General features: G+C 70.5%; 13 protein-coding genes and 1 tRNA gene. 4 read left to right on the top strand and 10 right to left on the bottom strand.

Features of this window, described 5'->3' with window-relative positions:
• The first annotated feature begins 37 nt into the window (after window positions 1–37).
• Window positions 38–259 (top strand): sulfurtransferase TusA family protein, encoded by a 222-nt coding sequence (locus C3B71_RS06820; protein WP_073332517.1) that lies wholly within the window; start codon window positions 38–40, stop codon window positions 257–259.
• A gap of 110 nt (window positions 260–369) precedes the next feature.
• Window positions 370–1347, top strand: a complete 978-nt coding sequence (locus C3B71_RS06815) for an aldo/keto reductase (protein WP_108966952.1) — start codon at window positions 370–372, stop codon at window positions 1345–1347.
• Here the strand turns inward: C3B71_RS06815 and C3B71_RS06810 are convergent, their stop codons facing one another.
• From C3B71_RS06810 to C3B71_RS06790, 5 genes are all read right to left on the bottom strand, one after another.
• Entirely contained in the window at window positions 1348–1686 is a 339-nt protein-coding gene (locus C3B71_RS06810; protein WP_108966950.1) for a DNA primase, read from the bottom strand.
• A gap of 54 nt (window positions 1687–1740) precedes the next feature.
• Window positions 1741–3813 carry a M3 family metallopeptidase gene (locus tag C3B71_RS06805; protein ID WP_108966948.1) on the bottom strand — a complete coding sequence of 691 codons (2073 nt, stop codon included), beginning with the start codon at window positions 3811–3813 and terminating at the stop codon, window positions 1741–1743.
• Between the two features lie 63 nt (window positions 3814–3876).
• A complete protein-coding gene (locus tag C3B71_RS06800; protein ID WP_073332540.1) occupies window positions 3877–5028 on the bottom strand; it encodes a bifunctional GNAT family N-acetyltransferase/nucleoside triphosphate pyrophosphohydrolase family protein in 1152 nt (383 codons plus the stop codon).
• A 73-nt stretch (window positions 5029–5101) separates the two neighbouring features.
• Window positions 5102–5189: transfer RNA gene (locus tag C3B71_RS06795), tRNA-Leu, on the bottom strand.
• Window positions 5190–5285: 96 nt separating this feature from the next.
• Window positions 5286–6158, bottom strand: a complete 873-nt coding sequence (locus tag C3B71_RS06790) for a D-hexose-6-phosphate mutarotase (protein WP_073332542.1) — start codon at window positions 6156–6158, stop codon at window positions 5286–5288.
• Window positions 6159–6215: 57 nt separating this feature from the next.
• On the opposite strand from C3B71_RS06790, the gene C3B71_RS06785 reads away from it, so the two are divergent.
• Together C3B71_RS06785 and C3B71_RS06780 are read left to right on the top strand one after the other, a co-directional pair.
• A complete protein-coding gene (locus C3B71_RS06785) occupies window positions 6216–6920 on the top strand; it encodes an HAD hydrolase-like protein (protein WP_108966945.1) in 705 nt (234 codons plus the stop codon).
• A gap of 1 nt (window position 6921) precedes the next feature.
• Window positions 6922–8298, top strand: coding sequence for an AI-2E family transporter (locus C3B71_RS06780; protein ID WP_073332547.1), 1377 nt, complete (start codon window positions 6922–6924; stop codon window positions 8296–8298).
• 34 nt (window positions 8299–8332) lie between these two features.
• On the opposite strand, the gene C3B71_RS06775 is transcribed toward C3B71_RS06780, so the two are convergent.
• From C3B71_RS06775 to C3B71_RS06755, 5 genes are all read right to left on the bottom strand, one after another.
• Entirely contained in the window at window positions 8333–11638 is a 3306-nt protein-coding gene (locus C3B71_RS06775) for an error-prone DNA polymerase (RefSeq protein ID WP_108969652.1), read from the bottom strand.
• A 232-nt stretch (window positions 11639–11870) separates the two neighbouring features.
• Window positions 11871–14381, bottom strand: a complete 2511-nt coding sequence (locus tag C3B71_RS06770; protein WP_108966943.1) for an HNH endonuclease signature motif containing protein — start codon at window positions 14379–14381, stop codon at window positions 11871–11873.
• A gap of 372 nt (window positions 14382–14753) precedes the next feature.
• Window positions 14754–15440 carry a hypothetical protein gene (locus C3B71_RS06765; RefSeq protein WP_108966941.1) on the bottom strand — a complete coding sequence of 229 codons (687 nt, stop codon included), beginning with the start codon at window positions 15438–15440 and terminating at the stop codon, window positions 14754–14756.
• Window positions 15437–16147, bottom strand: a complete 711-nt coding sequence (locus C3B71_RS06760) for a SatD family protein (RefSeq protein ID WP_108966939.1) — start codon at window positions 16145–16147, stop codon at window positions 15437–15439. Before C3B71_RS06760 ends, C3B71_RS06765 begins: the two co-directional genes overlap by 4 nt.
• Before the next feature lie 120 nt (window positions 16148–16267).
• A complete protein-coding gene (locus tag C3B71_RS06755) occupies window positions 16268–16891 on the bottom strand; it encodes a thymidine kinase (RefSeq protein ID WP_073332556.1) in 624 nt (207 codons plus the stop codon).
• Between the last annotated feature and the right edge of the window lie 11 nt (window positions 16892–16902).

Here is a 16902-nt window from a genome sequence, read left to right as displayed (position 1 = left end):
CATCCCATCCTCATTCACTCATCGAAAGGACCCAGTCATGCGTACCGTGTTGGAGACCGAGGGCCTCGTCTGCCCCTTCCCCGTTATGGAGGCCGAGGAGGCGATGGCCGATCTGGAGATCGGCGACGAGCTCGTCATCGCCTTCGACTGCACCCAGGGCACCCAGTCGCTGCCCGCCTGGGCGGCGGACAACGGTTACACCGTCACCGAGTTCACCAAGACCGGCGAGGCCTCCTGGACCATCACCGTCCGCAAGTGAGTCGGAGGGCGCCCCGCCACCCGCCTCCGAATGTCAATCGAGGCGAGTGACGGGGGCGCGCCGTCGGCGGCCTGCCCGGTATGGCGCCGACGACGCCATACGGTTGGGCCATGGAACACAGGCGGCTCGGGCGCACCGGATTGCGCGTCTCGGCGGTCGGCCTCGGCACCATGACTTGGGGCCGGGACACCGACGAGTTGGAGGCCAAGGACCAGTTGGAGATCTTCCTCGACGCCGGCGGCACCCTGCTGGACACGGCTGCCTCCTACTGCGAGGGCGCCTCGGAGGAGGTGATCGGCGGTCTGCTCGCCGGGACGGTGGAGCGGCGCGACGTGGTGCTGGTATCCAAGGCGGGTGTGCGCACCTGGCGCACCGGCGCCCGCTCGACGGCGGCCGATGCCTCTCGCGGCACCCTGCTTGACACGCTGGATGACTCGCTGACGCGTCTGGGCACCGACCACCTGGATCTATGGCTGGTGCAGGTCCCCGATGCGACCACTCCGTTTGAGGAGACCGCCGACGCGCTACGAATCGCCGTCGCCAGCGGCCGCACCCGCTACGTGGGGGTGTCTAACCACCCCGCCTGGGCGAGCGTGCACCTGGCGGACCTGCTGCGTGAGGCCGGCGGGCCGGGGCTGGCCGCCGTGGAGGTGGAGCACTCGCTCCTGGCACGCGGCATCGAGCGGGAACTGCTGCCGGCGGCGGCGGGCCTTGGCTTCGGCGTGATCGGCTACGCCCCGCTGGGACGCGGAGTATTGACCGGCAAGTACCGGGCCACCACTCCCCCGGACTCCCGCGGCGCCTCCCCCCACCTGCGCTCCTACGTGGCCCCCTACCTGGGTGAGTCCCATCGCGGGGTAGTCGAGGCGGTGGCGACGGCCGCCACCGGGTTGGACCGCAGGCCCGTGGAAGTGGCCCTGGCATGGGCGCGCGACGCCGCCGGGATGGCCTCCACCGTGGTCGGGGCGCGTACCCCCGCCCAGTTGCGCGGCGCCCTGGCCGCCGAAGATCTGGACCTGCCGACGCAAATCCGCCACGTCCTTAACGAGGTGACGGCGCCGGAGGTCGGCTACCCCGAGCGCTTCTGATCAGCCCTCGTAGTCGTCGTCGTCGACCTCCCGGTCGTCGTAGTCGTCGTAGTCGTCCTCGTCCACGTCTTCGTCGTCGTAGTCGTCCTCGGCACCCTCGTCCTCGTCGTCCTCCGCCTCATCGTCGTCCTCGTCTTCATCGGAGTCGAAGGCGTCGAAGGGCAGTTCGATGCCGTAGGTGGTGAACAGGGCGTCGTCGTAGGTGAAGAAGGCGTCCTGGAGGGCGTCCTCCGCCGCGACAACGGCCGGGGACGTCTCGTCACCCGTCGCGGCGGCGTCCAGGTGCGCCTCGAAGGCGGCAATGAGTCGGTTGAGCGCGGACCGCGGGTCATTCGTCATGTGGGCAAGGATACCGGCTCAACCGTGGGCCGCGTCTACCGCCAAGGCCACGATCTAGTTCAGCCCGCGGCGCCGCAGCAGCGGTTCGATCTTGGGGTCGCGGCCGCGGTAGGCGCGGTAGGAGACGAGCGGGTCGCGGGAGTCCCCACGGGAGAGGAACTCACGGCGGAAGCGCTCCCCGGCCCGGCGATTCAGGCCCAGGTCGCCGCCGCGGCCGCCCTCGCCGTCGGTGCGGAACCATTCGGTGGTGTCCGCGTCCATGACCTCGCTCCAGATGTAGGCGTAGTAGGCGGCCGCGTAGCCGCCGCCGAAGACGTGGGCGAAGTAGGTGGTGCGGTAACGGGGCGGGACCAGGGCGTCGTCAATGCCGGCGTCAGCCAGGGCGGCGTGCTCGAAGGCCTCGACCGCGGTCACGTCGTCGGGCACGTCCTGTGCCTCCAGGGTGTGCCAGGCCTGGTCGAGCAGGGCCGCCCCCAAGTACTCGGTGGTGGCGTAGCCCTGGCCGAAGGCGCCCTGGCTGCGCAGCTGCTCGGCGAGGGACTGCGGCAAGGGTGCGCCGGTGTCCACGTGGCGGGCGTAGGAGGCGATGACCTGCGGGTGCAGTGCCCACTTCTCGTTGACCTGGGAGGGGAACTCGACGACGTCGCGGGGCACGTTGGTGCCCGACGCGCTGGGCCAGCGGGTATCGGCGAACAGTCCGTGCAGGGCGTGGCCGAACTCGTGGAAGGCGGTGATGACGTTGTCCCAGCTCAGCAGCGTCGGCCCGGATTCGGGCTTGGTCAGGTTCAGGCAGTTGATGACCACCGGCCTGCGGCCGGTCAGGTGGCTCTGCTCCACCAGGGAGTCCATCCAAGCGCCACCGTGCTTGCCCTCGCGGGCGTAGTAGTCGCCGACGAACAGTCCCAGCAGGGGCGCGGCATCGCCCTCGCCGTCACGGACCTCCCAGACGCGCACATCCGGGGCGTACATGTGGGCGGCCAGGTCGGGACGCTCGTGGAAGCCGATGCCGTACAGGCGGGTCGCAGCGTAGAAGACGCCCCGTTCGACGACGTTGTTCAGCTCCAGGTAGGGGGCGAGGGTGGCGTCGTCGACGCCGAAGCGTTCCTTGCGCTCGGCCTCCTCGTAGCGGGGCCAGTCGGCGGGGCCGAAGCTCTCCCCGGGTTGGGTGGCCGGGTCGGCGGCCATGCGGGCGGCGTAGGTTTCGGCATCGCGGCGGGCGTTGGCCATGGCCGGGGGCACCAGGCGGGTGAGCAGCTCGTTGACGGCCTGGCTGGTGCGGGCCGCCGACTCGGCGGCGACGACCGCGGCGTGGTGGGGGTAGCCGAGCAGCCGGGCGCGCTCGGCCCGCAGCCTGGCCTCCTCCAGCACGAGGGCCCGAGTGTCATGTTCACCGGACAGTCCACGGCCCAGCGACCGGTTCAGCAGGGCGACGCGCTCGGCGTGGGTGGCGGTGGTGGCCAGCACGGGAGTGGCAGTGAAGTTGGCGACGCCGGCGGCGTGCATCGCGTTGGTGGTGAGAGTGGCGAAGCGGGTGGACAGGGCCGTCAGCCGGGCGTTGATGGCGCGCAGCCGGTCCGCGTCCGGGCCGGTCAGGGCGACGCCGTCGCGTTCGAACTCCTCCACGGCCAGGCGGATGCAGCGGGCGGTCTCGGCGTCGATCGCCTGACCGTCGGCGTCCACCGGGGTCCGAGCGGGCGTGGCCTGGGCGGCGGCACGCACCTGTTCGTCGAGGGTCTTGAAACGCCGGTAGATGCGCGCATCCAGGCTGTAGGCGTCGTCGTGGGCGGCCAGGTCGGGGGCGAGGGCCTCCTCCAGCGCGTCCAACTCGGGGCTGTCGGTAGCAGAGGTCAGGGCGTACAGCACGGTCAGGGCGCGGGAAAGCAGTTCGCCGCTGCGTTCGACGGCGGCGACCGTGTTCTCCACGGTCGGCGCGGCGGGGTTGGTGGCAATCGCCTCCCACTGGGCACGCTGAGCCGCCATACCGGCCCGTACCGCCGGCTCGATGTCCGCAGGCGAGACGGCGCCGAAGTCGGGCAGTTCCAGGTCGAGCTCCCAGGGGCGGGCGAAGGGGTTGGTTTCGGGGAGTGCGTCCGCCGCAGCGGGATCGGCCTGAGTCATGGGACTCATCCTGCCACGCGCTCCGGCCCATCCCAGGGAGCACCGGAAGACGGCGGCTGCGTCCCGGGGCTCTTAGAGGCCGAGCACGCCGGGAACGTCCGGCGGGAAGAAGCCGGGCCCCTTGAGGACCTTGCCGTCCTCCCGGTAGATGGGCCGACCATCCGCCCCGAGCTTGGACATGTTGGAGCGCTGCACCTCGGCCAGCACCGCGGCCAGGTCGATGCCGGTCTCCAGCGCCATGCCGTAGATGACGTAGACCAAATCGGCCAGGGCGTCGGCGGCCTCCACCGTGTCGCGGGTGCCGTCGTCGGCTGCGACGGCGCGCCGGTAAGCGGCCTCGACCTCGCCGCGGGCCGCCTGCCCGTAGACGGCGCCGATCAGCTCACCGAACTCCTCGGCGATCAGGCTCATGCGCATGTGCAGGCTCTCGCGGTCCAGACTCGGCCCATCCGTCCGGATGGGCAGCCCGTAGGTGGAGTGGAAGCGGCGCACCAGCGCCTCGGGGTCGTCGCCCTCGCGCTCACCGACCGGGTCGGCGGCCACCAGTGGCGTGGCGGCGCCGTGCGTGTGCGACGAGCCGGCCACCTGCCCGCCGACCGTGACGGGACCGTCCCAGGGGGCGGCGGGGCGGCGCGGGTCGGCGGGCAGGAGCGTGCCCACCCACCCGTCGTGCAGCACGCCGTCGTTGGCGAGGAAGGAGCGCACTCGCCCCTCGCGGCGGAAACCCAACCCCCAGGCGACCCGCCAGGACGCCCAGTTCGGCACGCCGTCGTGAATGTCGCAGCGCCAGCGCAGGGCGACGGCGTGCAGTGGGCCGTCCGAGTGAAAGGCCGTGTCGATGAGCGCGCGTGCCGCCCGAGAGACGGTGCCGCGACCGCGGGCCTCGGGAGCGAGCCAGTAACCAATCTCCCAGGCGCCGTCGGCCTGTCCGGAAATGCTCATCATGCCCACCAACAGGGCGGAGCCGTCGGCGGCGACCTCGCGCACCGCCCAGGTCAGGTCGTTGCCGGCCTCCCAGCCGGCCCGCACGATGCGGTCGATGAAGTCCTGCGCCTGCGCGCGGGTGTAACCGCGCGGGACGGTGGTCCACTCCTGAATGTCGGGATCCTGGCAGATCTCCGCCACCCGGTCGACGTCGGCGCTGGTGGGAACAGACAACAGGAGCGCGGGCAGGTTGGCGCCGTCGCGGGTCTCGGCGGGCACGCGGATCTCGAAGGGCTGCATGCGGCGAGCCTACCGACGTTCAGTGGATACGACTAAGGGCCACGACCTACCGGCCGCGGCCCTTCGAGCGGGTGTCCGAGGGGGACTTGAACCCCCACGCCCTTTTAGTCAGGCACTAGCACCTCAAGCTAGCGCGTCTACCTATTCCGCCACTCGGACTTGTGGTCACCGCCGCAGGGCACAGGCCCGCATTGCTGACTGAGGAAAGTTAACACGCTCCGGGCCAAGGCGGGCAAATCCGTCCCGGGTGCCGTGCATCACAGGGACGCGACGGTGATACGGGTACCCAGCGACAGCGATTCCCCCGGCGCCAGGCGCACGGCATTATCGCCCACCACGGCACTCTCCACACACAGCATGGAGGCGAACTCGTCGTCATCCAGGTCCGTCAGCGCGGCGGCGCCGGCGCTCCACGGGTTCCACACCACGGTGTTGGCTGCCCCCACACCGATCACGCTCACTCGGCGCCCCAAGGCCGGGTCGGAGAGTGTGACTGGGGCGCCGGAGGCGTAGACGCGGTCCGTCTGCCCGGTGATACGCAGCGGGCCGTGTTGCACCTGGCCGGCCTGGCCGGTCACCTTGTCCAGATAGGTCGCTCCCTCCAGGCCCGCCACTTCCACAGCGGTCACGTCCCCCACCGCCAGGTAGGTGTGCAGAGCGGCCTCCACCGGTTCGTCCGCCCCGGGACCGCCGGTGCGCCGCAGGGACAGTGATAGGCCCAGCTCCTCCCCCACGTCTACGGAGTACAGGGCGGCGATGCCGTCACGCTCGAGTGCGAACAGGGCCTGCACACCGCCGCCCGGCCGTGACTGCACGCTGGACAACTGCCAGGGCGAGATCCGCCCCCACCCGTGGGAGGGGCGCCGATCGCCACTCACACCCGCCCCGAACCAGGGCAGACACAGGGGGACGCCGCCCCGGATCGGGGCCGCGCCGTCGAAGATCGCCCGGCGCGAGGTGAAGATGACCGGCCTGCCGCCGCGCGGCGTCCAGGCGGTCAGGTGCGCTCCGTGCAGGTAGATCTCGGCACTGCCGGCGGGTGCGTCGATCAGCAGTCGTGGCTGACCTCCCCGGCCCGGGGTCAGGGCGGTGGTCCGCGGCAGGCGGGGGCGTGTGGCGTGCGTGCTCATGGGTGCCACGCTAGTAGTCTGAGCCGCGTCCGCGAGCGAGAGCGAGCCGAGAAAAACATGCATGTCACCGCCGGAGCCGGTCGCGAGGACCGTCAACTCCCCCTGCCCGACGCCCCGACCGCCGTCCTGTTCGATCTGGACGGCACCCTGATCGACTCTGCGCCGGCCATCCTGGCGGCACTGGAGTTGGCCTTCGACGAGTTGGGCCTGCCGAAGCAGACGCCGGCGGAGCTGATGCGCTTCGTCGGCCCGCCGCTGGTGGACGGCTTCCGACTTAACGCCGGACTGACCGGCACGGCCAACGCCGAGGCGGTCGCCACCTACCGGCGCCACTACCGCGATACGATGCTCGACTCCCCCCTGTACGACGGCGTGGCCGAGTTGGTGCGTGCCCTGCATGCCGCCGGGGTGCCGCTGGCGGTGGCGACCTCAAAGCATGGGGGCTACGCGCGCGAGATCCTGGAGCACGCCGGCCTGCTTGACTGCTTCAGCGCGGTCAGCGGGGCGGCCGCCGGGGACCTGGGCGGCCGGAAGGCTCAGGTCATCCACGCCGCCATTGAGCGTCTGGCCGAGGCGGGAGCCGACGTCAGCCGACCGGTGCACATCGGCGACCTCGATCACGACGTCGCCGGCGCCCGGACGGAGGGCATCGACTGCATCGGGGCCCTGTGGGGATACGGCAACCCGGAAATCCTGCGCGGCGCCAAAGCCCTCGCCGCCGCCCCGGCCGAAGTGGGCGCACTGCTCGGAGTGGAGGTTTGAGATGGCGGACGCTATAGACAAGCCGGAGCAGGCCGAACCCGCGCCCCCGCCGGAGCCGACGAGCCAAACGGAGCCGCAGCGGCCGGAATCGGACTCGGCGCTGCACCACTTCACCTCCCGGCTGCGCGAGGGACGCGATGTGCTGGGCCGCACCATCGACCGGGCCGAACGCGCCCGGCTGGACGCGCGCGAGCAGCAGTTGCGCTATGAGGGCGCCTCCACCGCCGACGCCGCGGACACAGACGGCGAGGCGGCAGCCGGTGCGCCTCGCCCCTCGCCGCTCAACTCGCTGCCCTCCTGGCTGGTGCGCGGCGGGCTCGGGGCCTGGCTGCTGCTGGGGATGATCATCATCATCGGCCTGGTGTTCTTCGCCACCTCCCGGGTGGTCCCCGTGTTCGTGGGCGTGTTCATGGCGCTGGTGCTCACCTCGATCCTGCAGCCGCTGGTGAACCTGTTCGCCCGGGTCATGCCCCGCTACCCGGCCACCTTCCTGGCGCTGCTCACAGCCCTGGCCCTGGTGGTGGGCATGGTCACCTACGTGGTGACCTCGGTTACCAACCAGTGGAACACGCTGGCATCGCAGTTCTCGGACGGCGTCGACACGATCGTGGACTTCATCGTCAACGGCCCCCTGCCGCTGGACCTGACCCAGCAGGAGCTGATGGGGCGGCTGCAAGACCTGCTGCGACAGGGGCAGAACTATCTGGCGAACAATGCCCCCACCCTGGCCACCGAGGTGCTGTCCAACGCGGGCACGGTGGTGAACATCTTCGCGGTGCTGGCGCTGGCAATCTTCTCCACGATCTTCTTCCTGGCTTCCGGCGGGCGCATGTGGCGGTGGTTCCTCAACGAGTTGCCGGCCCGCATGCGCGAGGATGTCCACCACGCCGCGGGAGCCGGCTGGTACACCTTCGCGGGTTACGCCCGCGGCACCGTGCTCGTGGCACTGACCGACGGGATCATGGCGGGAATCTTCCTCCAGGTCATCAGTGTGCCGCTGGCCGCGCCGCTGGCGGTGCTGGTGTTCATCGGCGCCTTCATCCCGATCATCGGTGCGCCGACGGCGATGATCATCGCCATGGTGGTGGCGCTGGCCTCCAAGGGCTTCATCACCATGGTCGTCGTGGGCCTGGGGGTGGCCGGTATCGGCCAGATCGAGGGGCACATCCTGCAGCCGCTGATCATGGGGCGGCAGGTGTCGCTGCACCCGGTGGTGGTCATCATTGCCGTGGCCGTGGGCACCTATTCGGCGGGCCTGCTCGGCGCGATCGTGGCGGTGCCGCTGGTGAGCGTGGCCTGGTCGATGTACTCCGAGCTGCACACCAAGGACGCGCCGGTCGTCGGCGAGCTGCCCGCCTACACCGGTGACAAGGACTGAGCGACGCGCTGATCGCCCAGCTGGCGCGGCCGCCTCAGCACCAGTCGCGGCTGCCCGGTGAGGTGACTCCCGGCAGCACCTCCAGGTGCTCGGCTACCAGGGCGGTCACGCCGTCACCGGACTCGACCATGCCCCGTGCAACGAGGGCTGCGGCCCGCCGGCCGACGTCGCGATAGCGGCGCCACATGCCGGCGGGACAGATGACATTGAGCAGGCCGGTCTCATCCTCGAGGTTCAAGAAGATCGTGCCGGCTGAGGTGTTGGGGTGCTGCCGGTGGGTGACGAGCCCGGCCACCCGTACTCGGCGCCCCGACTCGTGGTGCAGGACCTCCGCGACGGTGAGCACGCCGGCGGCGGTGAGCCGGTCGCGCTGAAAGACGATGGGTGAGGCCTCCGTGGAGACCCCGGTCAGGCGCAGGTCGGCGTCCTGCCGCTCCCGGGCGGTCATGTCGGCCAGGCGTGGAGCGCGAGCGCCGACGGCGGTACCGGGCAGGGGCGGCTGGTACCAGGCGGTCCGCTCGCGGCCGACGGCATGACGCTGCCCGTACTCCTGGGACAGGGCGCCGGCCGCCCACAGGGCCTCGCGGCGGGCGACACCAAGGGAGGCCAGGGCTCCGGAAGCGGCCAGTGCTTCAAGACGGGAGCGGCTCAGCCGCACGCGGCGGGCGAGGTCGGCGACGCCGGTGTAGGTGCCGTGGGCGGTGCGCTCGGTGACGATGGCGGCGGCGACGTCGTTCCCCAGCCCCTTGATGGGGGCCAGGCCCAGGCGGACGGCCAGGTCGGGGTGAACATCGAGGGGGCTGAGGGCATTGGGGTCGGCGGGCGGGGCGGCAGCGTCGTCCTGGGGTTCGACGCAGGCCTGCTCGCGTGAGGCGTTGACGTCGGCGGGCAGTACCCGCACGCCGTGGCGGCGGGCATCGGCGACCAGAGTCTGTGGGGACCAGAACCCCATGGGTTGGGCGGCGAGGATACCGGCGTAGAAGTCCTCGGGCTTGCGGACCTTCAGCCAGGCGGAGGCGTAGACCAGGTAGGCGAAGGAGAAGGCGTGCGATTCGGGGAAGCCGAAGTCGGCGAAGGCGCGGAGCTTGTCAAAGATGGTCTCCGCGGTCTGGTGGTCGATGCCTCGTTCCTGCATGCCGCTGACTAGCCGCTCATGCAGGGCCTCCATGCGTTCGACGGAGCGTTTGGCACCCATCGCCTGCCGCAGCGCGTCGGCCTCGGCCGGGCTGAAGCCGGCGGCGTCGACGGCGATCTGCATGAGCTGCTCCTGGAACAGCGGAATGCCCAGGGTCTTGGCCAGGGCGGGCTTGAGGGACTCGTGCAGGTAGGTGACCTCCTCTCGGCCCAGGCGGCGACGGATATAGGGGTTGACGGCGTCGCCCTGGATGGGGCCGGGCCGGATGAGGGCGACCTCGACGACGATGTCGTAGAACTTGCGCGGGCGCAGGCGGGGCAGGGTGGCCATCTGGGCGCGGGACTCGACCTGGAAGACGCCGACCGTGTCCGCGGCGCTGAGCAGCCGGTAGACGGCCGGGTCCTCCTCCGGGAGCGTGTGCAGCCCCCAGGGGCGGCCCCTCTGGGCGGGGCGCAGGACTCCCCCGGTGGCGAGGTCGGGCACCGTCTCGCCGCGCTCGGCAAGACTGGTGAAGGCCAGTCGCAGCGCGGTCAGTTCCCCCAGTCCCAACAGGTCGAATTTGACCAGGCCCGCGGCGGCGCAGTCATCCTTGTCCCATTGCAGGACGGTGCGCCCCTCCATGGCGGACCAGCGCACGGGGCAGACCTCGGTGACCGGGCGGTCGGCGAGCACCATGCCGCCGGAGTGGATGCCCAGGTGCCGGGGCAGGCGCAGCAGGTGCTCGGCGACGTCGAGGACCTGCTCGGGAGGAGCATCCGCTGCGGGGCCGTCCTCGGTGCGAACCTTTCTCCAGTGATAAGACATCCGGGAGGCCCAGGCGTCCTGCAGTCCGGCGGGGTGGCCAAGTGCCCGAGCGGCGTCGCGGATCGCGGAACGGGGCCGGTAGGAGATGACGTTGGCGACCTGGGCGGCGTAGTCGCGCCCGTAGTGGGCGTAGACGTGCTGGATGACCTCCTCGCGGCGGCAGGCCTCGATGTCGAGGTCGATGTCCGGGTAGCCGGCCCGCCCCGGGGAGAGGAAGCGTTCGAAGAGCATGCGGTGGCGGACGGCGTCCACCGCCGTGATGCCCAGGGCGTAGCAGACAGCCGAGTTCGCGGCGCTTCCCCGCCCCTGACACAGGATGCCGGCGCTGGCACAGAAGTCGACGATGGAGCGGACGATGAGGAAGTAGCCGGGGAAGCCGAGGGATTCGATGACGTCTAGCTCGTGGGCGAGGATCCTCCAGGCCTCGGGGTCCTCCGCCTCCGTGCCGTACCGCGCCAGGGCACCGCGGCGGGTGAGCTCCCGCAGCCAGGTGGCGGGGGTGTGCCCCGCGGGCACCTCCGGGTCGGGCAGGCCGGGGGCTACGAGGGCGAGGTCGAAGGCGAGGTCCCGGGCGATCTCGGCGGCGGCGTCGACGGCGTGGGGCGCCCGACGGTGCAGCCGGGCCATGTCCTGTGGGCCGCGTAGCCAGCGGCCGATGGCGGGCAGGTATCCGCGGGCGTTTTCGAGGTCGGTGCGTAGCCGGGTGGCGGTGAGCACGTCTGCGAGATGGGAGTCGGCCGCGCGGGCGCAGCGCACCGCGCCGGTGGCGACGAGTGGGAGGTGGTGCTCGGAGGCCAGCTTGGTCAGGACGGCGGTCAGGGCTGCGTCGGTGGGGCTGCCGTCAAGACAGATCTCGACGGCGACGCCGTCGTGGCCGAAGAGGTCAACCAGGTGCCCGAGGGCGGTGTCGGCGGCGGCGAGGTCCCAGGCATCGGGGCGATGCGGGTCGCCGAGGGCACGACGCAGTGGCCCGTTGACAGTGCCGGTGAGGACCAGGCAGGTGGAATGCAGCTCGTCGGCCAGGATCGGCAAACGGTGAGCTGGATCGGTACGGTGCCCGGCGGCGAGATTGTGGCGGGAGATGGCGGCGCACAGGCGGTGATAGCCGAGTGGGCCACGGGCGAGGATCGGCAGGTGGGCGCCGTCTTCGAGGGTGAGTTCGGTGCCGTGAACGGTGGGGATTCCGTGGGCACGGCCGGCCTGGGCGTGGCGGACGATGCCGGGCATGCCGTCGTGATCGGTCAGAGCTAGGGCTTCCAGACCGAGCTCGACGGCGGCGGCGACGAGGTCCTCGGGCTCGTTGGCGCCGTCGAGGAAGGAGTAGGCGGAGTGAGCATGTAGTTCGGCATAGCGATGGGTTCCGGTAGTGCCTGCCGGCCCCGCCGTACCGGTGAGGGCCATGGTGCCGGCGGGCATTTGCGGGAGCGCACCGGAACCGCGGCCGCCGATGTCGGTATCGAGACTCATGGAAGTGGTCCTCATGGTTATGGAAGTCATGGAAGCGGCCCTCATGAATGTCCTCGGAAGAGCTGCTGGGCCTGGTGCTGCCAGTGGCTAGAACCTCACGCCCCCAACGGCTCGGGGCCTGCGCCACCAACGACTAGAACCTCACGCCGCCTTTCCGGGGTGTGTTTTAGAAGGGCGGGATTTGGTCAAGTAATGGAGCTAACCCCAGGTCGTGGAGGGCTTGGGGAAAGGGAGCGGTCTCGAATGCGCCGATGGGGTGCCCGGGCCGGGGCCCACGGCTGACTACTTGCGGGGGTTGCGGGGGCCGACCGGGACGCCTGCTGGGACGCGTGGAGGCGCCGCCAGGCGCCTCGGCAATAGCGGCACCGGAGCCGACAGCGGGGGCGGCTTCCTGAGCTGCGCCACCGGAACCGGCGGCTGAGTCGACTTCCTGCACTGTGCCACCGGAACCGGCGGCTGAGTCGACTTCCTGCACTGTGCCACCGGAGCCGACGGCGGGGCCTCCTTCCTGCACTCGTGCTTGTTCCTGTGCTTGCGCAGCCAGACTCAAGCCGTGCTCAAGCCGACTCACCACTGCGCTGTCGACCGCGTCGGCTAGGTATTGGGGTGCCTGCTGGGCGGGCATGGCCAGTTGACGCGGCCCGACGCGGCGGGGCAGGAGGGTGATGGTGCCGTCGGGGGTGCGCCGGTAGCGAGCCCCGGTGGGGGTGGTCCAGATCAGCACGCCATCGCCGTCGGCCGTGTTCTGACGGGTGAGGGTCCATCCGGGAGTGTGCTTGAGGCGGTGGTGGGCTTGGCACAGGGTGGTGAGGTTATTCAGGCTGGTGGCCCCACCGGAAGCCCAGGGGGTGATGTGGTCGGTGTCGCAGCGGGCTGCGGGGGTGCCACAGCCGGGGAAGACGCATTCCTGGTCACGGGCTTGCACCAGGTCGCGTAGGCCGGCTGGGGGCCGATAGTGACTGCGGCCCACGTCCAGCACCACCCCGGATAGTGGATCGGTGACCAGCCTGCGCCAGGTGCCGCCAGCTGCCAATGCCCTGGCTGTGGCGGCAGGAACCGCCACGCGACCGGTGCCGACCACAACCTCCGCCGCCCCAGCCTTCTCGGCTGCCTCGACGGCCCGGGGGACGGTAGCAGCCCCGCCGGATCCGATCCCAGCCGCCCGTGTGACCTCGACGTCGGTGGGCAGACTGCTCCCTCGGACGCTGGCTACGGCCAGACTCCCGCCGCCGGTTTCAGGCAGACTCCCGCCGCCGGTTTCAGGCAGACTGCTCCCACTGCCACTGGCGGTTTCGGGCGTAGTTGCCCTGCTGCCTGTAGGCACCGTTCTTCCCCCGGACGAGGTGGGCAGACCTCTCCCGTCACAGGCGGGCAGGCCTTCGCTGCCGTCTTCGGGTAGGAGCTGGTTCAACGGCACGGTGACGTCAACGTTGACGCTGATTCCGGGTGGCGGGAACACGGGGGTGATGCCGGATGGCGTCCACCAGGGACGAGATGGCTCCACCAGGCTGCTTAGCGCCCCCAGCAGGCCTGGCAACGGCACCCCATCCGGCAGCAAACCAGCAGCCCCCGGCCCGACCGTCGCGAGGGCAGGGCCAGTCCCACTGACGGCGGTGGTGAAGGCACTGACGTCATTGGCGTTTGCGGTTCGACAGGCCAGGATCTGGCTGCCCTGCAAGGTGCGCAGGGTCATGCCGGTGATGGCATCGGCCCGCAATTGAGACAGGGACCGACTGTCGCCGGCGGCTCGTGCGCTGGCGGCGATCGCGTCCAGGGTGGCGTCCAGTAGTAGCGCGTCCAGGCTTGGCAGTAGCAGACGCATTTCGTGGGTCCCCTCACCGGCCGGACGGGGCCGGGTCACCCGCCGCCCCGCCACATCTCGCCTACGGCGACTGCTAGCACCGTTGGGGTCAAGGGCGGCCAGGGCCCGATCAATATCCCGCCCCAGCTGCGAGCAGGTGCGGCGTGGAGCACGGGCCAGCACCCGTTCCTGCACCGCTGCCGCCGTGTCGGGGTTGACGTCCTGCAGCCGGCGGACGATCAAGGCAGTCTTGGAGGTGTCCAGTAGACCGGCCCGGTGCAAGGCCTCCGTGGCTGCGAACTCGGGTTGCAGCAATGCCTGGCCACGGTCCAGGAGTAGGTCCACACTGCTGCGAGTAGTGCCGAGTCGGGCGGCGATTTCCCCGCTGGCGGTGAACCTCCGCTCATCCTCGGTAATGAACTGCTCAAGCCGGCCGCCCGGCCCCCAGGGCGGGGTGCCGCGGTTCATCTCTGCTGTCCGGGTCAGGCAGGCGGCCGCCACGCCCTCCGCCCAGGCCGCCCAGGCACCCAGCCGGTGGCAGGCCCCCACCAGTTCGCTGAGTACCTGGCCACCCAAGCAGGCCAGCGCATCAGCCCCTGCACCCTGTCCCCAGTCCATACCCAGCCGCCCTGCCGCCTCGGCCAGCATCCGCTCGGCCGGGCTGGTAACCGCTGCCAACACAGCGTCGGTATCAGGGATACTCAAAACCTCATTGGCGTCCGCCGCGCCATCGGTGTCATCGGTGTCATCAGTGGCGACGTCCGGGTGGGCGGGCACCAGCAGCACCGACAACAGGCCCTCAATCAGATCTGCCAGGTCAGCGCCCGCCGGCACCCCCGACAGACGACCGACCAGGTCCTCAACCTCACCATCCATCCGGGATCCTGCCGCATGGCGAGGTTGAGGACTTGCCAGGGGCCCGGTCGTCAGCTTCGCGGCAGCAGGCGACGTCACCCGACCCGCCCGGGCACGCCGGGCGGGCTGGCTCTCAACACCCCTACCTTCGAACATATGTACACAGTAGCGCGAGGGTCCGACACGAATTCGCCCCTCACAGCCCTAAACGCACCCACGTCAGTGAGATGTGCATCACATTTCTCGCGCATCTCTCAGCACCCAGCAAGCCGCTTCAACCGGCCCCGCATCGGTTCAGCCCGCCCCGGCACCACGTGGCACGCCCCTATCGGATGACTTCACGCGATCGTTCCCCGTGAGCCCGCCCCGGCACCACACGACACACCCTCCAACTCAAGCCACCGACACCGCAGCGATGGCAAGCACCGCCAGAATCCAGGAGGTCATTGAGCCGATGAGGAACTCCTCCGCCTTGCGGCCGTCCTGATCCTTGTTGATCTCAGGAAAGCGGATCACACCCTTGGCGGCGATGACCGCCGCAACCGCTGCCTGCGCTCCGGCTGCCGCGAGCAAGAGGATGAGGATGCGCTCAAGCGGTCCGATCCAGCGGCCACCACGCATCGCCACAACCAGCGGCGACAGCGTGCCCGCGGACGAGTTAGAGCCCCGAGCGAGATTGAGGACGGCCGACACCAGCCCATTCGCCGGCGCCCCCAGGAGAATGACCACGCCCGCCACGGCGCACGCCCGCGCCGCCGACGTGCCGACGGGGGCGGCTAGCACGGCACAGGCCCCACAGCCGACGGCGAGCGCAATGAGCGACACCGCCCCGCCCCGCTCACTGGGCGCGAGCATTTCCCAAACGCTCCACACCACCGGGACGACGATGGCGACCACGACACCGGCGGCCGCAAGTCCCAGTGGTCCCCGGGCGAGAAGAATCCCGACGACGACGAGCGCCCCGGTCCCGGCGGCGATTGCTACGGCTCGCCGCCTTGGACGTCCCTCGCCGAAGAGTCGCCGCGCCAGCACAGGCAAGGTGCTGGCGAGCCCGGCGAGTAGCAGTACGAGCGCGGTCATTGCTGCACCGCCTGCGGTTCGCGTCCCGTGCGCGCCACGGCGACAGTGTCGAGCAGGGTGTCGAGCAGGGTTTGGCCCTCGATGAGGGCGGCCCCCGGCCCGCGGAAGAAGTCGGAGACGGCCTGCTGGCTGACCTTCTCCGCCCGAGCCACCTCGACCTGGGTGGCGCCGGCCAGGAGCGCCGCGGTCATGCGCCGCTGTCGCGGTCGCAGGCGGGTGACGGCCTGGTCGCGCAGCAGGAGCAGCGCATTGACGATCGCCTCAACCTCCTGTGCATCGCCCGGGACGACGGCGTCCTGCGCCACACGCAGCCAGCTGCGGCAGAACTCTCGGCCCGCGTCTTGGACGGCGTGCGCCTGCTCGATGGCCTCGCGTGCCGCCCACCAGGCACTGCCGTCCTGAATGGTGGCGCCAGCGCCGTCGGCGTCGGCGGAGACCGTCCCCACCCGTCCGGCACCAATGCCGAAGCGCAGGGCCAACCCCTCGGGAAGAAGCAGTTGGACGCGCACAGTGAGCGTCAGGGCAGCGGGCAGCGAGGCGGCGATGGCCTGAAACTCATCACCTACGGTGGCGATGGGCGATTGCGGCAGCGACAGCCCCGCGGCCGCCCGCGTGAGCGCATCGGCGAAGGTGGCCTGCGCGGCGCGCCGGTCGGTCAGACGCCGGGAGCCGACGATGTCGGCGATGATGGCGTAGTAGACATCCACGTCTCCACGGTATCGCTTGTATTTCCCCCAATACAAGGACCTCCTCGGAAGTGCACTCTGGCCCGCATATCCCGGTGTGCGCCGGCTCGCGCGTCGCGGCCCGGCGCCCTCCCCCGGCCCTCACTCCCCCGGCAGCACGCCCCCGAATTCCAGATAGCACTTGCCGCACAGGGACTCGTAGGTGACGTCGACGCCATCGATGGCGACCTGATCGCCGTCGAAAACGAACTCCTCCCCCACCTTGCGGGCATTGAAGATGGCCTTACGCCCACAGCGGCAGATCGTCTTGAGCTCCTCCAACGAGTGGGCGATCTCCAGCAGGCGCCGCGATCCGGGGAAGCTCACGGTGCGGAAGTCGGTGCGGATCCCGTAGGCGAGCACGGGAATGTCGTCGATGAGCACGATCTCCATGAGCTGGTCGACCTGCAGCGGGGTGAGGAACTGCGCCTCGTCGACCAGTACGCAGTCGACGGTCTCACGCGGGCCGGCCTGCGGGTCGGCGGCGCGCTCCCCCAGGGCGGCCCGGCGTACCAGGGCGCGCACGTCGTCGTCGGCGGTGACGAGCAGGTCGACGCGGCGAGTCATCCCCAGGCGGGAGACCACGGTGTCATTACCCTTGGTGTCGATCGCGGCCTTGACCAGGAGTACCCGCTGCCCGCGCTCCTCGTAGTTGTAGGCGGTCTGCAACAGTCCCGTGGTCTTGCCCGAGTTCATGGCACCGTAGCGGAAATAGAGCTTGGCCATGCGCGTCCTGA

This window comes from Actinomyces sp. Z16 (assembly GCF_003111765.1).
GTDB classification, from domain to species: domain Bacteria; phylum Actinomycetota; class Actinomycetes; order Actinomycetales; family Actinomycetaceae; genus Actinomyces; species Actinomyces glycerinitolerans.
The sequence above is the reverse complement of the archived record's forward strand: the minus strand, read 5'-3'. Positions and strand labels throughout refer to the sequence as shown.